A 19,888-nucleotide genomic window follows, 5' to 3' on the forward strand; every position below is an offset into this window, starting at 1 on the left:
TCTCGCTGTTTCCCAGCCTCATTTCAGGTTCATCGCAGAGACTGGGAGTTCTGTCCACCACCTGGAGATGATCTGTGACCTCGCCCGAACGCAAGCCCGGCTGGCGCCGCACACCGCGCCGCCGGCTGCGACGCGTGCTGATGGGGTCCGGCGTCCTGGTCGCGATCCTCGGCATCGTGGCCGGCGCGGCGGTCTGGAAGCTGCAGGGCAACATCGACACGGTCACGTTGTCGGACTCGACCGTCGCTCAGAAGACGCCCGAGGGAGCGATGAACGTGCTGTTCATCGGCTCGGACTCACGCGACCTCGACACCGAGGAGTACGGCAGCTCCACGACTGAGGACGACCAGCGCAGCGATGCGCTCATGCTCGTGCACTTCTCCGCCGACAACTCCCGCATCGACGCCGTGCAGATTCCGCGCGACACGTTGGTCGATCTCAAACCGTGCGCCGAAAGCGGCAAGGGCAGCTTCGAGGGCGGCCCGGACACCATGATCAACGAGGCGCTCGAGGGCGGTCCCGCGTGTTCGGTCAGCGCGGTCGAACAGCTCAGCGACGTGCGCATCGACCACTTCGTCCAGCTCGACTTCGACGGCTTCGCCTCCATGGTCAACGCGCTCGGCGGCGTCGACGTGTGCATCGACGAACCCCTGGTCGACGCCGACGCCAAGCTCGACCTTGCCGCCGGCGACCAGAGACTCGACGGCAAGGACGCGCTCGCGCTGGCCCGCTCCCGCAAGGCCATCGGTGACGGCAGCGACATCGGCCGCCTCGGGCATCAACAGGCCGTCATGTCGTCCATCATCGGGCGCGCGCGCAGCATCGAGGTGCTGAGCCGACCCGATCGTCTGTTCTCGTTCCTCAACGCCGTCACCTCCTCGATCACCGTCGACGAGGGGATCTCCTCGATCCGCAGCCTGGCCGGGCTGGCCAACCGGGCCCGCGTGGTGCCGGACAAGGCGATCACCTTCGTCACGATGCCCACGGGCGCAGCCCCCACGGACCCCAACCGCGTGGTCGCCACGCCCGACGCCGAGATCATCTTCGACGAGATGGCGAAAGATCAGGAGCTGACCGTCACGTCCGACGATCCGACCACGACCCCGGACCAGTCGTCCGACGACAGCAAGTCCACCCCCGTGACGATCCTCAACGGTGCAGGCGTCTCCGACGTCGCGACCCCGGCGCAGACGGCGCTGCAGAGCAATGACTTCGTGGTGGCCGGCCTCGGTACCGCCCCCACGTCGACCGACACCACGATCACGGTCGACGGCACCCCCGAGGCTGCCGCCACGGCCAAGGCGCTCAAGAAGAAGTTCGACCTCTCGGCCGAGATCGTCGAGGGTGACATCGCTGGCGTCCAGCTGGTGATCGGATCCGACCAGGCCGCCACCGGGCTCGAGACGTCAGAGCCACCCCCGGTCACGGCGACCACCCGCAACGCGACGCAGAATCTGTGTTCCTAGCGCCGCCTCCGGCAGCGTGCTCCTGAGCGGCAGGCTCCCATCCGTGTGACCGTTGAGGGTGCCCTCCTCCCGACTCGCCCTGGTCACCGGCGCCACCGGTTACGTCGGCGCCGCGCTGACACCCCTGCTGCTCGATGCCGGATGGACCGTACGCGTCCTGACGCGTGATCCGGCCAGCCTCGCCCGACACCCCTGGGCCGGCGACGTCGAGGTCGTGATCGGCGCGGCCGAGGATGCGGGCGTGCTGGACAAGGCCACCGCGGACGTCGACGTCGCGTGGTTCCTGATGCACTCGATGAACGGCAGCTACGACTACGCGGAGACCGAACGCACCATCGCCGAGAAGTTCGGCGCCGCTTGCGTCGACAGCGGCGTGTCCCGGATCGTCTACCTCGGCGGTCTCGGCCCCGACGGCGAGACCTCGGTGCACCTGGACTCGCGCAACGTCGTCGGTCAGACCCTGATCGAATCCGGCGTACCGGTGGCCGCCCTGCGCGCGGGCATGGTCGTCGGCCAGGGATCGGCGTCCTACGACCTCATGCGCACCGCGGCTCGTCTGCCCGTGATCGTCGGACCCGACTGGTTGAACAACCGCGTGCAACCGATCGCGATCGCCGACACCCTGCACTACCTGATCGCCTCGGCCGATCTCGCGCCGGACGTTTCCCGCTGGTTCGACATCGGGGGCCCGGACGTCCTGCGGTACCGCGACCTGTTGCAGACCTACGCCGCGGCGGCCGGCCGACGACCCCGCCCCATCCTGACCGTTCCCATCCTCCTGCCCAGGTTCACCGCACTGTGGGCCGGCATCGTCGCACCGCGGCCCGCGCCCCTGGTCTCGGCGCTCCTGGAGTCGCTGCAGCACGACATGATCGCGAAGGAGACCGACCTGGAGGACCTGGTCGGCGCTCCTCCGCGCGGAGCCACCTCGTTCCGCGACGCGGTCGCCGACGCCCTCGAGGGGTAGCCCGGCCGCGAAGGAAATCCTCCTGACCTGTGGTCTGCCTCTTGATTCTGTCAGCCCGTCGCGATAGACTCGAACACACGTTCGAACGATGGGAAAGACGATGGCAGCAGAGGTCGTGGAGCCGCACCTGGTGGTGGCGTGCACGGATTCGCTGCATCGGGTGCTCGACGACATGGGCACCGCCTCGTGGGACGACCTCGACGACACCACCGTCCGCTCGCTGGTCGCCGACCTGTCGCGCGTGCAGGCGCGGGTGCAGGCCCAGCAGCTGCGCGGGGCAGCCAAGCTGGAGTCCTCAGGCGCGGCACGCAAGGCCGGCAAGACGTCCACCGGCGACCTGCTGGCCGGCGACTTCGGTGGCGACCGAGCCAGCGCCGATGCGTTCGTGCGGGCCAGCCGGCAGGTTGCACCGGAGTCCGCCACGCAGGCCGCCCTGGCCGCCGGTGACATCTCGTTCCCCCAGGCCCAAATCATCGGCCGCACCCTGGCGGGCGTCCCCGAGCAGCACCGCCAGCTCGCCGAAGCCAGGTTGTTGGGTGAGGCACGCACCCTGTCACTGAAGGACCTACGACGCCGAGCCGATCGGGTCCGCGACACCTATGCCCCGAAGGACGAGGCCGACGCCGCCGAGAACGAGACCATCCAGGAGCGCGAGCGCCGCGCGCGGGCGTCGGCGAGGTTCCGCATGTGGGACAACCGTGACGGCACCTGCTCGGGAGACTTCAAGATCCCCGAGGCGCAGGCCGACCGCCTCAAGGCCGCCGTCGACGCGATCGCCGCTCCCCGCCGGGCCCACCTCGCTGACGAAGACGCCAGGCCTACCGACACCGCCCACCGGATGGGCATGGCCTTCGCCGACCTGTGCGACCACCTCCCCACCGACGGGCTCCCATCGGCCGGTGGGGCCGGCGCCACGGTGACTGTGACGCTTGACCTCGCGGCGCTGCGCGGGAAGCTGCGGGCCGCGACCCTCAGCACGGGCACGAGAGTCAGCGCCTCCCAGGCTCGCCAGCTCGCCTGCCGCGCCCGCATCCTGCCCGCAGTTCTCGGCGGCGCGTCACTCCCGCTCGACCTCGGTCGCACCCAACGCCTGTTCAGCCCCGCACAACGCACAGCGCTGGCGATGCGAGACGGCGGCTGCGTGTTTCCTGGCTGCGACCGACCCCCACCATGGACTGAAGCGCACCACATCACCGCGTGGTCCGACGGCGGACCCACTGACCTCTCGGATGGGGCGCTGCTGTGCCCGTTCCACCACCACGTCGTCCACGACCACGGCTGGCAGCTACGAACCTCACCCCACGACGGCCACGTCGAGATGCGACTCCCCGGCCACCAACACTGGCAACGCAACCACCGATACCGACCCGGCGAGTCCCCGCCTCGAGCGTGATCACCGCCTCCGGGCACCGAATGACTCATGTGGCTGCGGCCAACGTCTCACCGAGCCGAACCATCACCGGACAGATCGAGGTGCATGACGTGCAGGCCGACCAGCTCCCCGGAAGGGAGGCGGAAGGCGCGCGGGACAGTGCCGACGACGGCGAAGCCCAGCGATCGCCACAGATCGACTGCGACCGTGTTCGACTCGACCACCGCGTTGAACTGCACCGCGGCGAATCCGTGCTCGCTCAGCCAGCCCACCGCGTGCTCGCCGAGCGCCCGACCCACCCCGCGGCCGCGGGCCGCGGTGCCGACCATGAACGAGGCCGTGCCCACGTGCGCGCCCTGGGCCGGGCGGTTGGGCCCCATCCGGGCCGAACCCACCACCACGCCGTCGACCACCGCCACCAGCACGTGGCCCGGGGTGCCGAGCCAGAAGCCACGGGCCTCGGCGTCGTCGAGCACCGGCATCGCGTAGGTCTCGCCGGCGGCGACGACCTCGTCGACGATCGCCCGCACGGCTGGCCAGTCGTCCGACTCAAAGCTGCGGACCAGAACACTCATGATGCGTCGCCCGTCATGCGTCGGGCTGGGCCAGCAGGTCGGCCAGCGACGTGGCGCGGATGCCGGTCAGGCGCTCGACGTGATCGGTGACCGCAGCGACCTCCCCGGCCCGGATCGCGGTGTAGGTGCTGACCCACGCCTCCATCTGCCAGTCCGGCACGCCGTAGGAGGCGCGCGACGCCCACGCCTCCTCGACGGTCTCGTCGTGGAAGGTCACGTCGGCGTCGCGTGCACGGGCGATGGTCGCGGCCACCTCGGTGAGCGTCAGCGCCTCGGGCCCGGTGATGTCGTAGGTGGCGCCGCGATGTGCTGCCACGTCCTGCAGCACCGCGACCGCACTCCGAGCCACGTCGAGCTGGGTGACCACCGAGACACGACCGTCACCGGCCGGTCCGCGAATCACACCCTCGTCGTCGGCGAACATCTCCATGATGTCGGCGTAGAAGGAGTCACGCAGGAACGTCCAGTCCATGCCCGATGCCTTGAGGCGCTCCTCGGTCGCCCAGTGATCGCGGCCCAGGGTGAACTCGGCGTCCTCGGCAGCACCGAGGAACGACGTGTAGACCACGTGCCTGACGCCGGCCTCGCGCGCCGCATCGATGAAGGTGCGGTGCTCGTCCAACCGGTGCTCGTTCTCCGCCGCCGACACCATGAACAGGGTGTCCACGCCCTCGAGAGCCGCGACGGAAGCGTCCCGGTCGGCATAGGAGCACGGGTACGCCACGGCCCCAACCAGGTCGGGTGCACGGGTGACGTCGCGTGCGAGGAGCCGCTGACCGAGACCGGCCTCGGCCAGCTGAAGGGCCACGTGGCCACCGACGGCCCCACTCGATCCGGTCACGGCGATCATCGATTCGGTCATGACAGGTGCAACGTGACGCCCCTCACTGCAATTCCCGGTTGGCATTCCCGCTACCGTCGCCCCCATGCGAGCCGTGACCGTGCACCAGGGACAGCTGACCGTCGAGGACGTGGCAAACCCGTCCCCCGATCACGGACAGGTGCTGATCGACGTCACCCGGTGCGGCATCTGCGGATCGGACCTGCACGCGCGCACGCACGGCGACGCCACGGCCGACAGCGCCGCGGAGATCGGCTACGACGCCTTCATGCGCTCCGGGCAGCGCGTCGTGATGGGGCACGAGTTCACCGGCACCATCGCCGGCTACGGGCCCGGGACCAGACGTCGCTGGGACATCGGCGCACCGGTCGTGGCGATGCCGATCCTGCAGACGCCCACCGGCATCCACCTGACGGGACTGTCCGTGCAGGCGCCGGGCGGATACGCCGAGCAGGTGCTGGCCAGCGAGTCGCTCACCTTCGAGGTGCCCGAGGGCGTCACTCCCGACCACGCAGCCACCACCGAACCGCTGGCCGTCGCCCTGCACGCGGTCAACCGCGGCGACGTCAAGGCCAAGGACACCTGTGTCGTCATCGGCTGCGGACCCATCGGACTGGCCGTCATCGCGATGCTCAAGGCCTCGGGCGTGCGCACCGTCGTGGCCAGCGACTACTCCGCCGGCCGACGCGCGATGGCCGAGCAGGTCGGCGCCGACGTGGTCGTCGATCCGGCCACCGACTCGCCGTGGTCGACGTTCGAGGACTCCCGCTATCTCACCACCGCACCAGCCCTGTTCGACTTGGCGCTGGGATCGATGAAGCAGCTGCGCGCCGTGCCGTTCCTGCCATGGCGTCCCCTGCTGGAGACCGCCCAGAAGCTCGGCGCCGGGCCACGCGGCCCGGTCGTGTTCGAGTGCGTGGGCGTGCCCGGCATCCTCGAGCAGATCATCACCGCCGCGCCGCTGCTGTCGCGGATCGTCGTGGTGGGCGTGTGCATGGAGCCGGACACGTTCCGCCCCGCGATGGCGATCAACAAGGAGGTCGAGCTGCGGTTCGCCTTCGGGTACGACCCGGCCGAGTTCCATCGCAGCCTCACGATGATCGCCAGCGGCGCTGTCGACCCGTCCCCCCTGCTGACTGGAACCGTCGGCCTCGATGGGGTCGCCACCGCCTTCGAGCAGCTGGCCGATCCCGGCCAGCACGCCAAGATCCTCGTCGATCCACAAAGCGCCTCGGTCACGGCCTGACGCACCTCGGGAATGGGCCCACGTCGGCGAGGGTTGAGGCCGATATGGAAATCGGTATCGACAGCTTCGTGTCCGAGGTCACCGACCCGAACACCGGAACCAAGTACTCCTCCGCCGATCGGATGAGCCAGTTCCTGGCCGAGGTGGTCGCGGCGGACCGAGCCGGCGTCGACACCTTCGGCGTGGGCGAGCACCATCGCGAGAACTACCTGGACTCGGCCCCGGTGGTGATCCTGTCGGCCGCCGCTGCCCTAACCGAGCGCATCCGCCTGCGCAGCGCCGTCACCGTGCTGAGCGCCGACGACCCCGTCCGCGTGTTCGAGGCCTTCTCCACGCTCGACCTCATCTCCGGCGGCCGCGCGGAGATGGTCGTGGGCCGCGGATCCTTCGTCGAGGCGTTCCCGCTGTTCGGGCTCGACCTCGCCGACTACGACTCCCTGTTCACCAGCAAGCTCGACCTGCTGCTGCAGCTGCGCGACGAGGCCCATCCCCACTGGTCGGGGCGCCACCGCGCACCCCTGTCCGGGCAGGGGGTCTACCCGCGACCGGTGCAGCAGAGGCTGCCGATGTGGCTGGGCGTCGGCGGCACGCCCGAGTCGTTCGTGCGCGCCGGCCGTCTGGGCATGCCCCTGATGGTCGCCATCATCGGCGGCGAGCCCCGCCAGTTCAAGCCGCTCATCGACCTCTACCGCCAGGCCGGTGCCGAGGCCGGCCACTCCCCCGAGACGCTCCAGGTCGGGATCCACTGCTTCGGTTTCGTCGCCGACGACGACACGACTGCTGCCGACACCTTCTGGCCGGGTTATGAGCAGGCCTTCACGCAGATGGGTCGCGAGCGTGGCTTCCCTCCGCCGCGGCGGCGTGACTACCAGGCGACCCTCGGCGAGCACGGCGCCTACTTCATCGGCAGCCCGGAGACGGTGGCACGCAAGATCGCTGCCGTCTCGCCCGAGCTCGGCGGGATCTCGCGCTTCACGATGCAGATGACCAACGCGATCATGTCGCCGGACGCCATGCTGCGCAGCATCGAGCTGCTCGGCACCGAGGTGAAGCCGCGGGTCGCGGAGGCCGTCACCGACATGTGATGCACCCCGGCGGGGCCCGGCTCGCGGCGCGGTCCGGGCGAGGCCGCCGATCTGCGGGCGACCGCCGATGTGGTTGTCTCATGACAAGCAGCCGTCTTGAGGAGGACACCCATGCCCCAGACCGTCCGAGGAGTGATCGCGCGCAGCAAGGGCGCGCCCGTCACCGTCGAGAACATCGTGATCCCCGACCCGGGGCCCGGCGAGGCCGTGGTCGACATCCAGGCGTGCGGTGTCTGCCACACCGACCTGCACTACCGCGAGGGCGGCATCAACGACGAGTTCCCGTTCCTGCTCGGTCACGAGGCCGCCGGCATCGTCGAGTCCGTCGGTGAGGGTGTCACCGACGTCGCACCCGGCGACTTCGTGGTGCTGAACTGGCGTGCGGTGTGCGGCAACTGCCGCGCCTGCGACCGCGGCCGCCCGTGGTACTGCTTCGACACGCACAACGCCGAGCAGAAGATGACCCTCGAGGACGGCACCGAGCTGTCGCCCGCGCTGGGCATCGGGGCGTTCGCCGACAAGACCCTGGTCGCCGCCGGTCAGTGCACCAAGGTCGACCCGTCGGCCTCCCCCGCCGCCGTCGGCCTGCTGGGTTGCGGCGTGATGGCGGGCCTCGGCGCAGCGATCAACACCGGCAACGTGCAGCGTGGCGACTCCGTGGCCGTCATCGGCTGCGGCGGGGTCGGCGCAGCGGCAGTCGCCGGCGCGCGTCTGGCCGGCGCAGCGAAGATCATCGCGATCGATCTCGATCCCCAGAAGCTCGAGTGGGCGACCAACCAGGGCGCCACGCACACCATCAATGCGAGTGGCGGCGACGTGGTCGAGGCCGTGCAGGCTCTGACCGACGGGTTCGGCGCCGACGTCGTGATCGACGCGGTCGGCCGCCCGGAGACGTGGAAGCAGGCCTTCTACGCCCGCGATCTGGCCGGCACCGTCGTGCTGGTCGGCGTGCCCACGCCCGACCTGATGCTCGAGCTGCCGCTGATCGACGTGTTCGGACGCGGCGGATCGCTCAAGTCCAGCTGGTACGGCGACTGCCTGCCCAGCCGCGACTTCCCGATGTTGACCGACCTGTACCAGCAGGGCCGCCTCGACCTCGACGCCTTCGTCACCGAGAAGATCGGCATCGACGACGTCGAGGCCGCCTTCGGCAAGATGCACGACGGCACGGTCCTGCGCTCCGTCGTGGAGCTCTGACATGAGCGAGCGCCAGCGAGTGAGCCATCAGATCATCACAGCAGGAGCCCCGTACTCTTCGCTCTCCACGAGGGTTCTGCTGTGAGCGCCCGCATCGAAAAGGTCGTCACGTCGGGCACGTTCGCCCTCGACGGCGGCGAGTGGGACGTGGACAACAACGTCTGGATCGTCGGCGACGACGCCGAGGTCATCGTCATCGACGCCCCGCACGACGCACCTGCCATCGCGGCGGCCATCGGCGACCGCGCCGTGTCGGCCATCGTGCTGACCCACGGGCACAACGACCACGTGAACGCCGCCGTCGAGCTGGCAGCGAGCACGGGTGCCGCCATCTGGTTCCCCTCGGCCGATCGCATGTTGTGGGACGTCGAGCACACGAGTCCCCCAGACCACGACCTGGTCGGCGGCAGCACGTTCGAGATCGCAGGCAGCACGCTGCGCGCGATCTCGACTCCCGGGCACTCCCCGGGCAGCACCTGCCTGTATTCGGAGGACCTGGGCGTGGTCTTCAGCGGCGACACGCTCTTCAACGGCGGCCCCGGCGCCACGGGTCGGTCCTACTCGGACTTCGACACCATCATCGAGTCGATCGCCACAGCGCTGTTCACCCTGCCCGACGACACCACGGTGCACACCGGGCACGGGGACGACACCCGCATCGGTGATGAGAAGCCGTCGCTCGATGAGTGGATCACCCGCGGAAGCTGAGGACGCCCGTCCGGGACGCGACCACGGCAGGGTGCGCGGCGCGGCCATCTGCTCCACAATGAGCAGGTGGCCGCCGATCTCTCCAAGTTCGGCTCCGACCACTTCTCCGAATCGGCCCAGCGGGTCATCGAGTACCTGAAGACGCACACGCCGCTGACCGACTGGTCCGTCAGCCGGGTCTCGGGCCACGAGCAGGTTCATGTGCACGTGCGCGAGGAGAAGGTGCTCGAGCCCGGCCTCCTGGCGAGCCATCCCGACAACTTCTGCATGCGCATGATCAACGGCGCGGCACCGGTGGTGGTGGTCGACACCCTGGCCGATCCGGCCTACGCCGACGTCGAGCATTCCGAGACGATCCGCTCCTGCGCCGGGATCCGACTCACCGACGACCAGGGGGAGCTGTTCGGTGCGCTGTGCGGATTCGGCACCGATCCGCTCGACAGCGTCGACGACGTCGACGCCGATCTCCTGGTGCTGCTGGGTGCTCTGCTGTCGACCCATCTGGCCACGGCGCGCACTGCCGACCGCAATCGACACGAGGTCAGGATCGCCGCAGCGCTCGCCCAGACCGATGCCCTCACCGGGCTGACCAATCGGCGCGGCTGGAACGCGCTCACCCAGGACGCCCAGCAGCGCCTCGACGCCTACGGCGACCAGGTGGCCGTGGCCGTGATCGATCTCGACCAGGTCAAGCCGATCAACGACACCCTCGGCCACGCCGCCGGGGACGAGCTCATCGTCCGCACGGCCGCCACTCTGCTCGCGTGCGCGGGAGAGGGAGATCAGGTGGCACGCTACGGCGGCGACGAGTTCGTCATCTTGAGCAACAACGTCGCAGCCGATGATCTCCCCCGTCACTTCGCAACGTTCGCCCGAGCCCTCGAGAAGGCCAACATCTCGGCGTCCTGCGGCTTCGCAGCCTCCCGACCCGGCGCCGTCAGCGTCGCCGACGCCTTCGTGGAGGCCGACCGGGCGATGTATGCCGCCAAGGCTCAACGGCACAGCCTCGACCTGTGACGCATCGACTGCCCACAGCACCTCGCCCGTCCCCCCGACAGACTGGAGAGCACCACCCATGACCTGGTTCACCGCCGAGCGCGAGTCCACTGCCGTCGTGGCGGCCGATCGGGCCGCCATCTGGGCGATCCTGACCGATCCCGATGTGTTGGCCCGGCTGACACCGCTGCTCGAGCGCATCGAGGCCTCCGGGGATCACTGGGTGTGGCACCTCAAGACCATCGAGGTGCTCAGCGAGCGCCTCGTCCCCACCTTCACCGAGAAGATGACCTTCGATGAGGGCTCGCGCATCGAGTTCACCCACGATCCGCCGGCCGGCAGCAGCGAGCGCGCCGGGGTGGAGGGCCGCTACGACCTCGTCGACGTCGACGGCGGCACCCAGGTGAGCATCCGCCTGGAGATCTCGGTCGATCTCCCCCTTCCGAAGATGACCTCTCCGGCCGTCACCACCGCCATGAAGGCCGTCATCGCATCCATGGGCAACGGATTCGCCAAGCGCCTCAACGCAGAGCTGGGCGTGTAGACGTACCCGTGGCCGACCTAGGATGACCCCATGAGCAGGATCGACGTGTTGTCCACGCGCGAGGTTCCACTCGGTGGTCTGCGGGCCATGACCGTGCGGCGCACCCTGCCGCAGCGCAGCCGGTCCTTCGTGGGGGCCTGGTGCTTCGCCGATCACTACGGTCCCGACGACGTCGCCGCGACCGGTGGCATGGACGTCGCCCCGCACCCGCACACGGGACTGCAGACCGTCAGCTGGCTGTTCGCCGGTCAGATCGAGCACCGCGACAGTGCCGGCAACGTGGCCACCGTGCGCCCCGGCGAGATGAACCTGATGACGGGCGGATCGGGCATCTGTCACTCGGAGGTGTCCACGCTCGACACCTCGATCCTGCACGGCGTGCAGCTGTGGGTCGTCCTGCCCGAGGAGCACCGCCATGCCGATCGCGCGTTCCAGCATCACGAGCCGTCGCCGGTGCAGGTCGACGGAGCCATCGTGCGGGTCTTCCTGGGCTCCCTGGTCGGAGCCACGTCCCCGGTGCAGACCTTCACCCCGTTGCTGGGTGCCGAGATCGTGCTCGATCCGCAGGCGACGCTGGACCTGGACGTCGATCCGGAGTTCGAGCACGGCGTTCTGGTCGACACCTCGGTCGCCCGCGTGGGTGGCTGGGCGGTCGAGCGCGGCGAGATGGGCTACCAGGGCCACGGGTCGAGCACGCTGACGGTCCACAACCCCACCGATCAGCCTGCACGCCTCATCGTGCTGGGCGGTCCCCCGTTCACCGAGGAGATCGTCATGTGGTGGAACTTCGTGGGCCGCACCCACCACGAGATCGTGCAGATGCGTGAGCAGTGGCAGGACGCCAGCGACCGTTTCGGCACGGTCGAGGGGTACCTCGGCGAGACCGACCGCATTCCGGCCCCGACGATGCCGAACGCGATCCTGTCACCACGCAGCAATCCCCCCGTCGGAACTGCTGAGGCCTGAGGCCAGCACCGCCGGCTCCGGCCGCTCACCACTACGGTGAGGACATGCCCGCGAACCGGCCACGTCCCGCTGGGCGCAACGGCATCTATCGCTTCGCCGTGGCCACCTTCGGCGTGCTGTTCGCATCGATGGGGTATCGCTTCGACGTCCGTGGTGCCGAGCACCTGCCGGCCGAGGGACCCGGCGTGCTGGCGGGCAATCACATCGGCTTCCTCGACTTCACCTTCGTCGGGTACGCCGCACGGGAGCGGGGGCGCCTGGTCCGCTTCGCCTCCAAGGCGTCGGTCTTCGAGATCCCGGTCGTCGGATGGCTGATGCGCGCCATGCGGCACATCCCGGTCGAGCGCCGCTCTGGCGCCCGCGCCTACCGACGGTGTCTCGACCTGGTCGACGAGGGCGAGCTGGTCGGCCTCTTCCCCGAGGCCACCATCAGCCGGTCCTGGCGGCTCAAGCCGTTCAAGCGTGGTGCTGCCGGGATCGCCGTCAATCGCCGTGTGCCGCTGATCCCCGTCATCGTGTGGGGTGGGCATCGGGTGCTCACCGTCGACGGTCGACGGTCCTTGCGACGCCGCATCCCCATCACGATCATGGTCGGGCCACCACTCGAGGCCGGGCCGCACGAGACCGTCGACGCCCTCAACGTACGGCTGCGCGCTGCGATGGACGTGCTGCTCGACGACGCCATCGACACCTATCCCGATGCACCCCGCAGCGACGATGATCGGTGGTGGCTGCCGCACGACCGCGGCGGCACCGCGCCGGATGTCGCGACCGCAGCAGAGCTCGATCGTGCGGCCGTCGCCCGCATCGGCGACATCTTCGAATGAGAATCCACCACGAGAGGAACCCTCATGACCCATCCCGCGAGCTGGGGACGACAGATCTCCGCCACCATCGGCGTCGGCAGCCTGGACGTTCGTGTCGACGGCCCCGAGGACGGACCGCCGATCATCATGCTGCACGGCTTTCCGCAGACCTCGTTGAGCTGGGCTGCGGTCGTGCCCCCGCTCGTGGAGGCGGGATATCGGGTCATCGCCCCCGACCAGCGCGGCTACTCCCCCGGTGCCCGCCCCGTCGGGGTCGAGCACTACGGCTACGACCTGCTGGCCGATGACGTCGTCGAGCTCGCCGACGCCCTCGGCCTGGACACCTTCCACCTCGTCGGCCACGACTGGGGCGCCGTGATCGCGTGGATCGCCGCCGGCCGCCACGCGGACCGGCTGCGCAGCCTCACCGCCGTGTCGGTGCCGCACCTGGCGGCGTTCGGTCGCGCGCTGAAGGGATCGGAGGATCAACGCGCCATGAGCCGTTACATGCAGCTGTTCCGGATCGAGGGCAAGGCCGAGGACGTGCTGCTCGCCGACGAGGGCAGCCGGATCACCGAGTTCTACGAGGACAAGGTGCCGGCCGACGCCCTGGCCGAGTACGAGCGCCTGTTCACCGACCGCCCCACGCTCACCGCGGCGCTGAGCTACTACCGGGCGATGGACAAGCGGCTGAACGACTTGCCCGCCGTGACGGTGCCGACGACCTACGTGTGGAGCACCGGCGACCGGGCGCTGGGGCGCGAGGGGGCCGAGATGTGTGGTGACTTCGTCGACGCCGACTACCGCTTCGTCCAGCTGCAGGACGTGACCCACTGGATACCTGACGAGGCACCCGACGCGCTCGCCGAGGCCATCTCGGACCGGGCCGCACGCGGGCGCTGAGACGGCCTCAGGCGGTGGCGGTGACCGCGGGCGCCGGGGCCGCCACCAGCGGCCAGCCGGTGGGGTCGTCGAGCTCGCGTCCGACCCGCGCCGCGTAGGCGTTCCAGTCGGCGGCCCGCTCGGAGTGCCACAGGTGCTGGCGCAGCGTGAGCTCGACCAGCGTGCACGCGCCCGCTTCATGGTGTCGGGCGCCCATCTCGATCGCGATGTCGCGGGCGGCTCGGGCGTCCGCGGTGGCGTCGTGCGCCTGGTCCAGCAGCACCCCGTAGTAGGACGCGACGTCGGCGAGCCGGCGCGGACCCAGACCGCCGCGTTCGAGGCCCCAGTCGATGACGTGCGGGTCCACGACCATGAGTCGGTCCCACGCCGGCTGCCGGACGCCGTGCCGTGCGGCCTCGGCGCGCACCATGGTGAGGTCGTAGGCGGCGTTGAACACGACCAGACCGATGCGTCGATCAATGAGTGACTGGATCCAGTCGGTGATCATCGCCACGGCGATACGTGGCGGCGGCGCACCGATCAACGACTGCTCGCTGATGCCGTGCACTGCCTGCGACGCGGCCGGGATTGGGACCCCTGCCGCCACCAGTCCAGCGCGTTCGCCGTCCGTGTCGAGGAGGGCGTAGCTGAGGATCCGGTCGGTGTGCGGGTCGACTCCGGTGGTCTCCAGGTCCAGCGAGGCGAGGGTTTGCTCGAACCATCCGCGGTGCAGACCGCGGGACGGCGGTAGCGGCGTGCAGGTCAGGCACAGCACCCGCCAGCGACCCGGATGACCGATCAGCCGGCCGCTACCGGCCACCACGTGGGTGTAGCAGGTGTCGCAGGCGCCCTCGAGCTGGTTGGTTCTCACGGACCCTCACTTCGTCGTCGCTGGTCAGGACCACGGTAGGCGTCGACACCGACAACGAGCGGGACAACACTCGGGTGCCGAGGTGTCGCGGCCTCAGGCACGTGGGTGCAAGGCTTCTTGGGCGCGGGGTGATGGTTCCCCAGGTTACGTAGGGAACGCATCACTCCTCATGGCAAATTTGCCCGGTGAAGTGAGGGGAAACCTACGTAACCTGGGGAACCATCACCCCGGAAAGCCGACCTATGACAGCGGGGGCTCGGGATCTGCACCGTGTCCGGGGCAGCGCCCTGGCGCAGGTCGGCGATCGGCTAGATTCGTCGGATGCGTATCGCGACCTGGAACGTCAACTCCGTCCGCAGCCGGATCGACCGGGTCACCGGCTTTCTGGAGCGCCACGACGTCGACGTCCTCGCGATTCAGGAGACCAAGTGTCGCGAGGATCAGTTCCCCACGATGGAGCTCGACGCGATGGGCTACGAGGTGGCCCACTTCGGCGTCAACCAGTGGAACGGCGTGGCCCTCGTCTCGCGCGTGGGCCTGGCCGACGTCGCCACCTCGTTCGCCGAGGACCAGCCGTTGTTCGGCGATCCGGAGATCCTCGAGCCGCGAGCCATCGGCGCCACGTGTGGCGGGGTCCGGGTGTGGAGTCTCTACGTGCCCAACGGGCGTGAGGTCGGCGACCCGCACTACGACTACAAGCTGGCCTGGCTGGAGTCGCTGCGTCGCTCAGCACGTCAGTGGCTGGCCGACGATCCCGACGCCCAGATCACCCTCACCGGCGACTGGAACGTGGCACCCACCGACGACGACGTGTGGGACATGGCTGCCTTCGAGGGTCACACCCACGTGTCCGAGCCGGAGCGCACCGCCTTCCACGCCATCGTCGAGGAGGGCTACGCCGACGTCGTGCGCCCACACACACCGGGCCCCGGAACCTACACGTACTGGGACTACCAGCGCCTGCGCTTCCCGAAGAAGGAAGGCATGCGCATCGACTTCGCGCTGTCCTCCCCCGCGCTCGCGCGGCGGGTCGACGGGGCCTGGATCGACCGCGAAGAACGCAAGGGCAAGGGCGCCAGCGACCACGCGCCCGTCGTCCTCGACCTCAGCTGAGCCAGGTCGGGCGCAGGGGCCACGCGGCGTCGCCGCCGGCGCCGGGCTTGACGGCCAGCACGTGGTGCAGCTCGATCTCGTTGCGCTCGAAGGCCAGCCGCGATCCGGCCATGTAGATGCCCCACACCTTGGCGCGTCCCTCGGTGACCTCCTCGAGACACGCGTCCCAGTTCTCGACGAGGTTGCGGCACCAGCCGGCCAAGGTCATCGCGTAGTGCTCCCGCAGGTTCTCGACGTGGCGCACCTCCAGGCCAGTCTCCTGCGCCGCGACCGTGATGCGGCCGACTCCGGTGAGCTCGCCGTCGGGGAACACGTAGCGGTCGATGAAGGCACCGGTCGTGGTGGTCTTGTTGTTGGGCCGGGTGATGCAGTGGTTCAGCATCCGGCCGCCGGGCTTCAGCTTGGACTCGATGAAGGCGAAGTACGACGGGTAGCTGCGCACTCCGATGTGCTCGGTCAGACCGATCGAGCTGACCGCGTCGAAACCGGTCTCCAGGACGTCGCGGTAGTCGCCGTGGCGAGCCTCGGCCAGGTGCTCGAGGCCCTGACGCTTGATCTCCTCGGCGGCCCACGCGGCCTGCTCGCGGGAGAGCGTGACGCCGATGACCTTGACGCCGTAGTGCTTGGCGGCGTGACGGACCATGCCACCCCAGCCGCAGCCGATGTCGAGCAGACGCTGCCCCGGCTTGAGGTCGAGCTTGCGGCAGATCAGGTCGTACTTCTCGAACTGCGCCTCCTCCAGGCTGGCCTCGAGGCTGGGGTAGACCGCGCAGGTGTAGGTCATGGACTCACCCAGGACCAGCTCGTAGAAGCGATTCGAGACGTCGTAGTGGTGCTGGATGGCCTCGGCGTCACGCTTCTTGTTGTGTCGCAGGCCTTCGAAGGCGCGGCGCCAGCGTGGCAGGTGCTCCTCGACCGGCGGGGTCGGCGGCTTGAGGTTGCCGAAGCCGAGGCTGCGGACGATCTGCAGCATCTCGGCGGCCGAGGGCACCTTGAAGCGCAGCTGGCTCATGATCAGGACCATGGCGTCGTAGGGGTCGCCGGGGTGGATGCCCTCGACCTCGAGGTCGCCCGAGACGTAGGCGCGAGCGAAGCCCAGATCGCCCGGAGCGGTCATCAGGTAGGCCAGGCCGCGCTCGTTCTTGAGGCGCAGGGTCAGCGGCGCACCTTCGGGCCCGGCCGTGCTGCCGTCGAACGCCTCGAAGCGGAACGGCAAGCCGTCCTTCATCAGACGCTCGAGCGCTTGAGCGATGTTCAACTTGGTCGCGACATCGGTGGTCATGAGTTCCTCACAGCTTTCTCGTACAGGGTGCTCAGTCGAGCATCGGGGTCGTAGCGGCGACGCACGTCCTCGAGCGCCTTGCCGCCGTACATGGTCTCGAAGGTCTCGTGGTCGTAGAAGGCTTCGGAGTACAGGGACTTGTGCCCGCCGAGGCCCGAGACGACCTGCTCGACCTTGCGGTTGACGAGCCCGGGCGGGGCGTCGGCCGGAACCACGACGGTGCCCCAGAATCCGACGTTGATGTACGTCTCGCCGGTGGCCAACGGATAGGCCGGCCACGAGCCCGTGGTGCGCAGCGGGCACAGCCACACCGGCCGCATGCCGATCTCCGCGTCGAACCACTCCAGGAACTCCGGCAGGCGGTCAGCCGGGACCTCGATGTCCTGGATGACGCGCTCGCGGCCGGGCACCTTCTTGAGCCGGTCGAGCGTGGCGATGATGCCGAAGCGCTCGTCGAGCCCGACGATCTGGTGGAAGACGTCGCTGCGTCGCCAGCGCCTCGGCCACAGGCGGCGGATCAGCGGCTGCTGGGCTCCGAAGGCACCCGAGCACCAGAACCAGTCGGTGTCCCAGCGCCACAGGTAGTCGTACATCGTGAGGGCGTCGGTCTCGCGCTGCGCGATCGAGCGGTAGTAGACCTGCTGACCCGTGTAGTCGCTGACGTGCTGCGGCTCGTCGGTGAAGTGCGCGAGCGTCAGGTAGATCTCGTCGGGGGTGAAGGCCGTGCCGTCGAGACCGTCGACGCGCTGCCCCAGGTACTCGCCGGTCTCGCAGATCTGCTCGATCGCCGCGACGGCGGCAGCGGCGTCGGCCATCTGGACATGGCGGAGCGTGACCAGCTGCGGCACGTGCTCCAGCTTGATGCGCAGGCGTGTCGCGTACCCGAGGCTGCCGTAGGAGTTGGGGAAGGCCTCGAACAGGTCCGCGTGGGGGCCGTCCGGCGTCGCGGTCACGATCTGGCCGTCGCCGGTGAGGATGTCCATCTCGAGGACCGACTCGTGGGGCAGGCCGTTGCGGAACGACGTCGACTCGATGCCCAGACCCGTGACCGCGCCCCCGAGGGTGATGGTGCGCAGCTGCGGCACCACGTACGGGATGAGATCGTGCGGGAGGACCGCGTCGACCAGGTCCTCGTACGTGCAGACGCCCTGCACGTCAGCGGTGCGCGCGTCGATGTCGATGGCGATCACGCCGTCGAGACCGGTGACGTCGAGCCCCGGTCCGGTCGATGCAGCTCGTGGACGGAACAGGTTGGAGGTCTTCTTCGCCAATCGGACCCGATCACCTCGCGGGATCGCCCGATACGACTGCACCAACGTGTCGACCGCCGCGCGGTGTGCTTCCCAACCTGTAAACATCGAATTCAGGTTAGCCCTGTATCGGCGGTCACAACGCCACGGGCTCGGTTGCAATTCGCAACCGTTCGCAGCGTCCAGTCGCGACATGAGGGAAAATGCCGCCGCCGGAGAGCACCTGTCGCCTCCACCAGCAGAGGGGACGAGTCAGGACCGGGCGATGAAACGAAGCGCGGCGGCGTAGCCCTCCAGGCCCATGCCGACCACGACCGCCGCGGCGATGTCACTCAGGTACGACGTGTGCCGAAACGGCTCACGCGCGTGCACGTTGGACAGGTGCACTTCGACCAGGGGCCCTGCCAGCTGGGTGGCGGCATCGCGCACCGCCACCGAGGTGTGGGTCCACGCGCCGGCGTTGAGCACGACCGACGAGCCGGCATCGGCCGCCTCGTGCAGCCACCGGATCATCTCGGCCTCGTCGTCGCTCTGGCGCACCTCGACCTCGAGTCCCACCTCGGCTGCCACGTCCTCGCACCGCGCCACGAGGTCGGCGTAGGTGGCGGTGCCGTAGACATCGGGCTCGCGCACACCGAGGCGGCCGAGGTTGGGTCCGTTCAGGACGAGGACGGTCATCAGGTCTCCAGCTGCCAGACGAGTGCTTCGCCCCCGACACTGGCACTGCCGGAGACGGCACTCAGATCGTACGGGCCGACGGAGCCCAGTCGCGCCTCATCGCCGGCCAGCAGGACGGTGTCGTCGAGCCGAACGACGCCTCGCGTCACGTGGACCAGGCTGCGCGGCGCGGACGGCACCGTGACGACATCGCCCGGTTCGAGCCTCGTCACGTACAGTCGCGCGCCCGCACGAACCGTGACCGTCTCGAGCAGGCGGCCGGCCTCATCCGCGACCTCGACCTGCTCGTACTCCGGCGCCGCGTCGTGCGTGCTGGCCAGCATCATCTGCACGAACTCCAACGGCGACTCGGTCGATTCGTTGACCTCGGTGTGCTCGACGCCGGTTCCCGCGCTCAGCCGCTGGGCGGTACCGGGCCGGATCACTCCGCCACCACCAGCCGAGTCGGCGTGACGCAGTGCGCCCTCGACGACCCAGGTGACGATCTCGACATCGCTGTGCCGGTGCGTGCCGTACCCGGCACCAGGGGCGAGACGTTCGGTGTTGATCGCGAGGATCGGGCCGAAGCCGACGTTCGCGGGGTCGTAGTGGGCGCCGTAGGAAAAGCTGTGCCGGGTGGTGAGGTCGTCGCCGTCGGTCAGGTACCGGTCGGCAAAGCGGACGATCACCCGGTCGTCTCCCTGCTCAGGCATAGCCGAGCTCGTGCAGTCGGTCGTCGTCGATGCCGAAGTGGTGGGCGATCTCGTGCACCACGGTGATGGCGATCTCCTCGGTCACCTCGGCCTCCGACTCGCACATGGCCAGGATCGGGTTGCGAAACACCATGATCCGGTCGGGCATCGCGCCGCCATACATGGAGTCGCGCTCGGTGAGAGGGATGCCGTCATACAGACCGAGCAGATCAGGCTCCTCCGGCGGCGCGTCGTCCTCGATGAACAGGACCACGTTGTCGAGCAGGGCGACCAGCTCGTCGGGCACTGCGTCGAAGGCATTCTCGACCAGCTCGGCGAAGCGATCCTCGCTGACCTCGACCATGCCGCCAT

At 69.2% G+C, this 19,888-nt stretch carries 21 protein-coding genes; 13 read left to right on the forward strand and 8 right to left on the reverse strand.

Going from position 1 to position 19,888, the window contains the following annotated elements; all coding sequences use genetic code 11:
- The first annotated feature begins 74 nt into the window (after window positions 1-74).
- From ACHAA3_RS03295 to ACHAA3_RS03305, 3 genes are all read left to right on the forward strand, one after another.
- On the forward strand, window positions 75-1,466 hold the full coding sequence (locus ACHAA3_RS03295) for an LCP family protein (protein ID WP_435707513.1): 1,392 nt from the start codon (window positions 75-77) through the stop codon (window positions 1,464-1,466).
- Window positions 1,467-1,524: 58 nt separating this feature from the next.
- Window positions 1,525-2,433, forward strand: a complete 909-nt coding sequence (locus ACHAA3_RS03300; RefSeq protein ID WP_435707514.1) for an NAD(P)H-binding protein — start codon at window positions 1,525-1,527, stop codon at window positions 2,431-2,433.
- Between the two features lie 88 nt (window positions 2,434-2,521).
- Window positions 2,522-3,826 (forward strand): DUF222 domain-containing protein, encoded by a 1,305-nt coding sequence (locus ACHAA3_RS03305; RefSeq protein WP_435707515.1) that lies wholly within the window; start codon window positions 2,522-2,524, stop codon window positions 3,824-3,826.
- Window positions 3,827-3,873: 47 nt separating this feature from the next.
- Here ACHAA3_RS03305 and ACHAA3_RS03310 read toward each other — a convergent pair whose 3' ends face one another.
- Window positions 3,874-4,380 carry an N-acetyltransferase family protein gene (locus ACHAA3_RS03310; protein WP_435707516.1) on the reverse strand — a complete coding sequence of 169 codons (507 nt, stop codon included), beginning with the start codon at window positions 4,378-4,380 and terminating at the stop codon, window positions 3,874-3,876.
- Window positions 4,381-4,393: 13 nt separating this feature from the next.
- On the reverse strand, window positions 4,394-5,242 hold the full coding sequence (locus tag ACHAA3_RS03315; protein WP_435707517.1) for an SDR family oxidoreductase: 849 nt from the start codon (window positions 5,240-5,242) through the stop codon (window positions 4,394-4,396).
- A 64-nt stretch (window positions 5,243-5,306) separates the two neighbouring features.
- Here ACHAA3_RS03315 and ACHAA3_RS03320 point away from each other — a divergent pair, with 64 nt between their 5' ends.
- The 9 genes from ACHAA3_RS03320 to ACHAA3_RS03360 all read left to right on the forward strand — a co-directional run bounded on the left by ACHAA3_RS03320 (window position 5,307) and on the right by ACHAA3_RS03360 (window position 13,672).
- Window positions 5,307-6,467: a zinc-binding dehydrogenase gene (locus ACHAA3_RS03320; protein WP_435707518.1), complete on the forward strand. Its 1,161-nt coding sequence runs from the start codon at window positions 5,307-5,309 to the stop codon at window positions 6,465-6,467.
- A 44-nt stretch (window positions 6,468-6,511) separates the two neighbouring features.
- Window positions 6,512-7,552: an LLM class flavin-dependent oxidoreductase gene (locus ACHAA3_RS03325; protein ID WP_435707519.1), complete on the forward strand. Its 1,041-nt coding sequence runs from the start codon at window positions 6,512-6,514 to the stop codon at window positions 7,550-7,552.
- A 111-nt stretch (window positions 7,553-7,663) separates the two neighbouring features.
- On the forward strand, window positions 7,664-8,749 hold the full coding sequence (locus ACHAA3_RS03330) for an S-(hydroxymethyl)mycothiol dehydrogenase (protein WP_435707520.1): 1,086 nt from the start codon (window positions 7,664-7,666) through the stop codon (window positions 8,747-8,749).
- Window positions 8,750-8,830: 81 nt separating this feature from the next.
- Window positions 8,831-9,457 (forward strand): MBL fold metallo-hydrolase, encoded by a 627-nt coding sequence (locus ACHAA3_RS03335; RefSeq protein WP_435707521.1) that lies wholly within the window; start codon window positions 8,831-8,833, stop codon window positions 9,455-9,457.
- A 66-nt stretch (window positions 9,458-9,523) separates the two neighbouring features.
- Window positions 9,524-10,474: a GGDEF domain-containing protein gene (locus ACHAA3_RS03340; protein WP_435707522.1), complete on the forward strand. Its 951-nt coding sequence runs from the start codon at window positions 9,524-9,526 to the stop codon at window positions 10,472-10,474.
- A gap of 58 nt (window positions 10,475-10,532) precedes the next feature.
- Window positions 10,533-10,997 (forward strand): SRPBCC family protein, encoded by a 465-nt coding sequence (locus ACHAA3_RS03345; protein WP_435707523.1) that lies wholly within the window; start codon window positions 10,533-10,535, stop codon window positions 10,995-10,997.
- A gap of 30 nt (window positions 10,998-11,027) precedes the next feature.
- Window positions 11,028-11,963 (forward strand): pirin family protein, encoded by a 936-nt coding sequence (locus ACHAA3_RS03350; RefSeq protein WP_435707524.1) that lies wholly within the window; start codon window positions 11,028-11,030, stop codon window positions 11,961-11,963.
- A 44-nt stretch (window positions 11,964-12,007) separates the two neighbouring features.
- Window positions 12,008-12,790, forward strand: a complete 783-nt coding sequence (locus ACHAA3_RS03355; RefSeq protein ID WP_435707525.1) for a lysophospholipid acyltransferase family protein — start codon at window positions 12,008-12,010, stop codon at window positions 12,788-12,790.
- Window positions 12,791-12,814: 24 nt separating this feature from the next.
- Window positions 12,815-13,672 (forward strand): alpha/beta fold hydrolase, encoded by an 858-nt coding sequence (locus ACHAA3_RS03360; protein ID WP_435707526.1) that lies wholly within the window; start codon window positions 12,815-12,817, stop codon window positions 13,670-13,672.
- A 7-nt stretch (window positions 13,673-13,679) separates the two neighbouring features.
- On the opposite strand, the gene ACHAA3_RS03365 is transcribed toward ACHAA3_RS03360, so the two are convergent.
- Complete coding sequence (locus ACHAA3_RS03365) at window positions 13,680-14,522, reverse strand: exonuclease domain-containing protein (protein WP_435707527.1); 843 nt, start codon at window positions 14,520-14,522, stop codon at window positions 13,680-13,682.
- A gap of 321 nt (window positions 14,523-14,843) precedes the next feature.
- On the opposite strand from ACHAA3_RS03365, the gene ACHAA3_RS03370 reads away from it, so the two are divergent.
- The gene (locus ACHAA3_RS03370) at window positions 14,844-15,635 is read left to right on the forward strand and encodes an exodeoxyribonuclease III (protein WP_435707528.1); all 792 of its coding nucleotides are present in this window, start codon (window positions 14,844-14,846) and stop codon (window positions 15,633-15,635) included.
- Here ACHAA3_RS03370 and ACHAA3_RS03375 read toward each other — a convergent pair.
- The 5 genes from ACHAA3_RS03375 to ACHAA3_RS03395 form a co-directional block, all read right to left on the reverse strand.
- Complete coding sequence (locus ACHAA3_RS03375; RefSeq protein ID WP_435707529.1) at window positions 15,628-16,917, reverse strand: class I SAM-dependent methyltransferase; 1,290 nt, start codon at window positions 16,915-16,917, stop codon at window positions 15,628-15,630. The genes ACHAA3_RS03370 and ACHAA3_RS03375 overlap by 8 nt on opposite strands.
- A complete protein-coding gene (locus ACHAA3_RS03380) occupies window positions 16,914-18,275 on the reverse strand; it encodes an FAD-binding protein (protein ID WP_435707530.1) in 1,362 nt (453 codons plus the stop codon). Before ACHAA3_RS03380 ends, ACHAA3_RS03375 begins: the two co-directional genes overlap by 4 nt.
- A gap of 144 nt (window positions 18,276-18,419) precedes the next feature.
- Entirely contained in the window at window positions 18,420-18,845 is a 426-nt protein-coding gene (aroQ, locus tag ACHAA3_RS03385) for a type II 3-dehydroquinate dehydratase (protein ID WP_435707531.1), read from the reverse strand.
- Complete coding sequence (locus ACHAA3_RS03390) at window positions 18,845-19,537, reverse strand: pirin family protein (protein WP_435707532.1); 693 nt, start codon at window positions 19,535-19,537, stop codon at window positions 18,845-18,847. The genes aroQ and ACHAA3_RS03390 overlap by 1 nt, the downstream gene beginning before the upstream one ends.
- Window positions 19,530-19,880, reverse strand: a complete 351-nt coding sequence (locus ACHAA3_RS03395) for a metallopeptidase family protein (RefSeq protein WP_435707533.1) — start codon at window positions 19,878-19,880, stop codon at window positions 19,530-19,532. The genes ACHAA3_RS03390 and ACHAA3_RS03395 overlap by 8 nt, the downstream gene beginning before the upstream one ends.
- Window positions 19,881-19,888: the final 8 nt, after the last annotated feature.

It is taken from the genome of Aeromicrobium sp. CF3.5, assembly GCF_051262695.1.
Lineage (GTDB): Bacteria > Actinomycetota > Actinomycetes > Propionibacteriales > Nocardioidaceae > Aeromicrobium.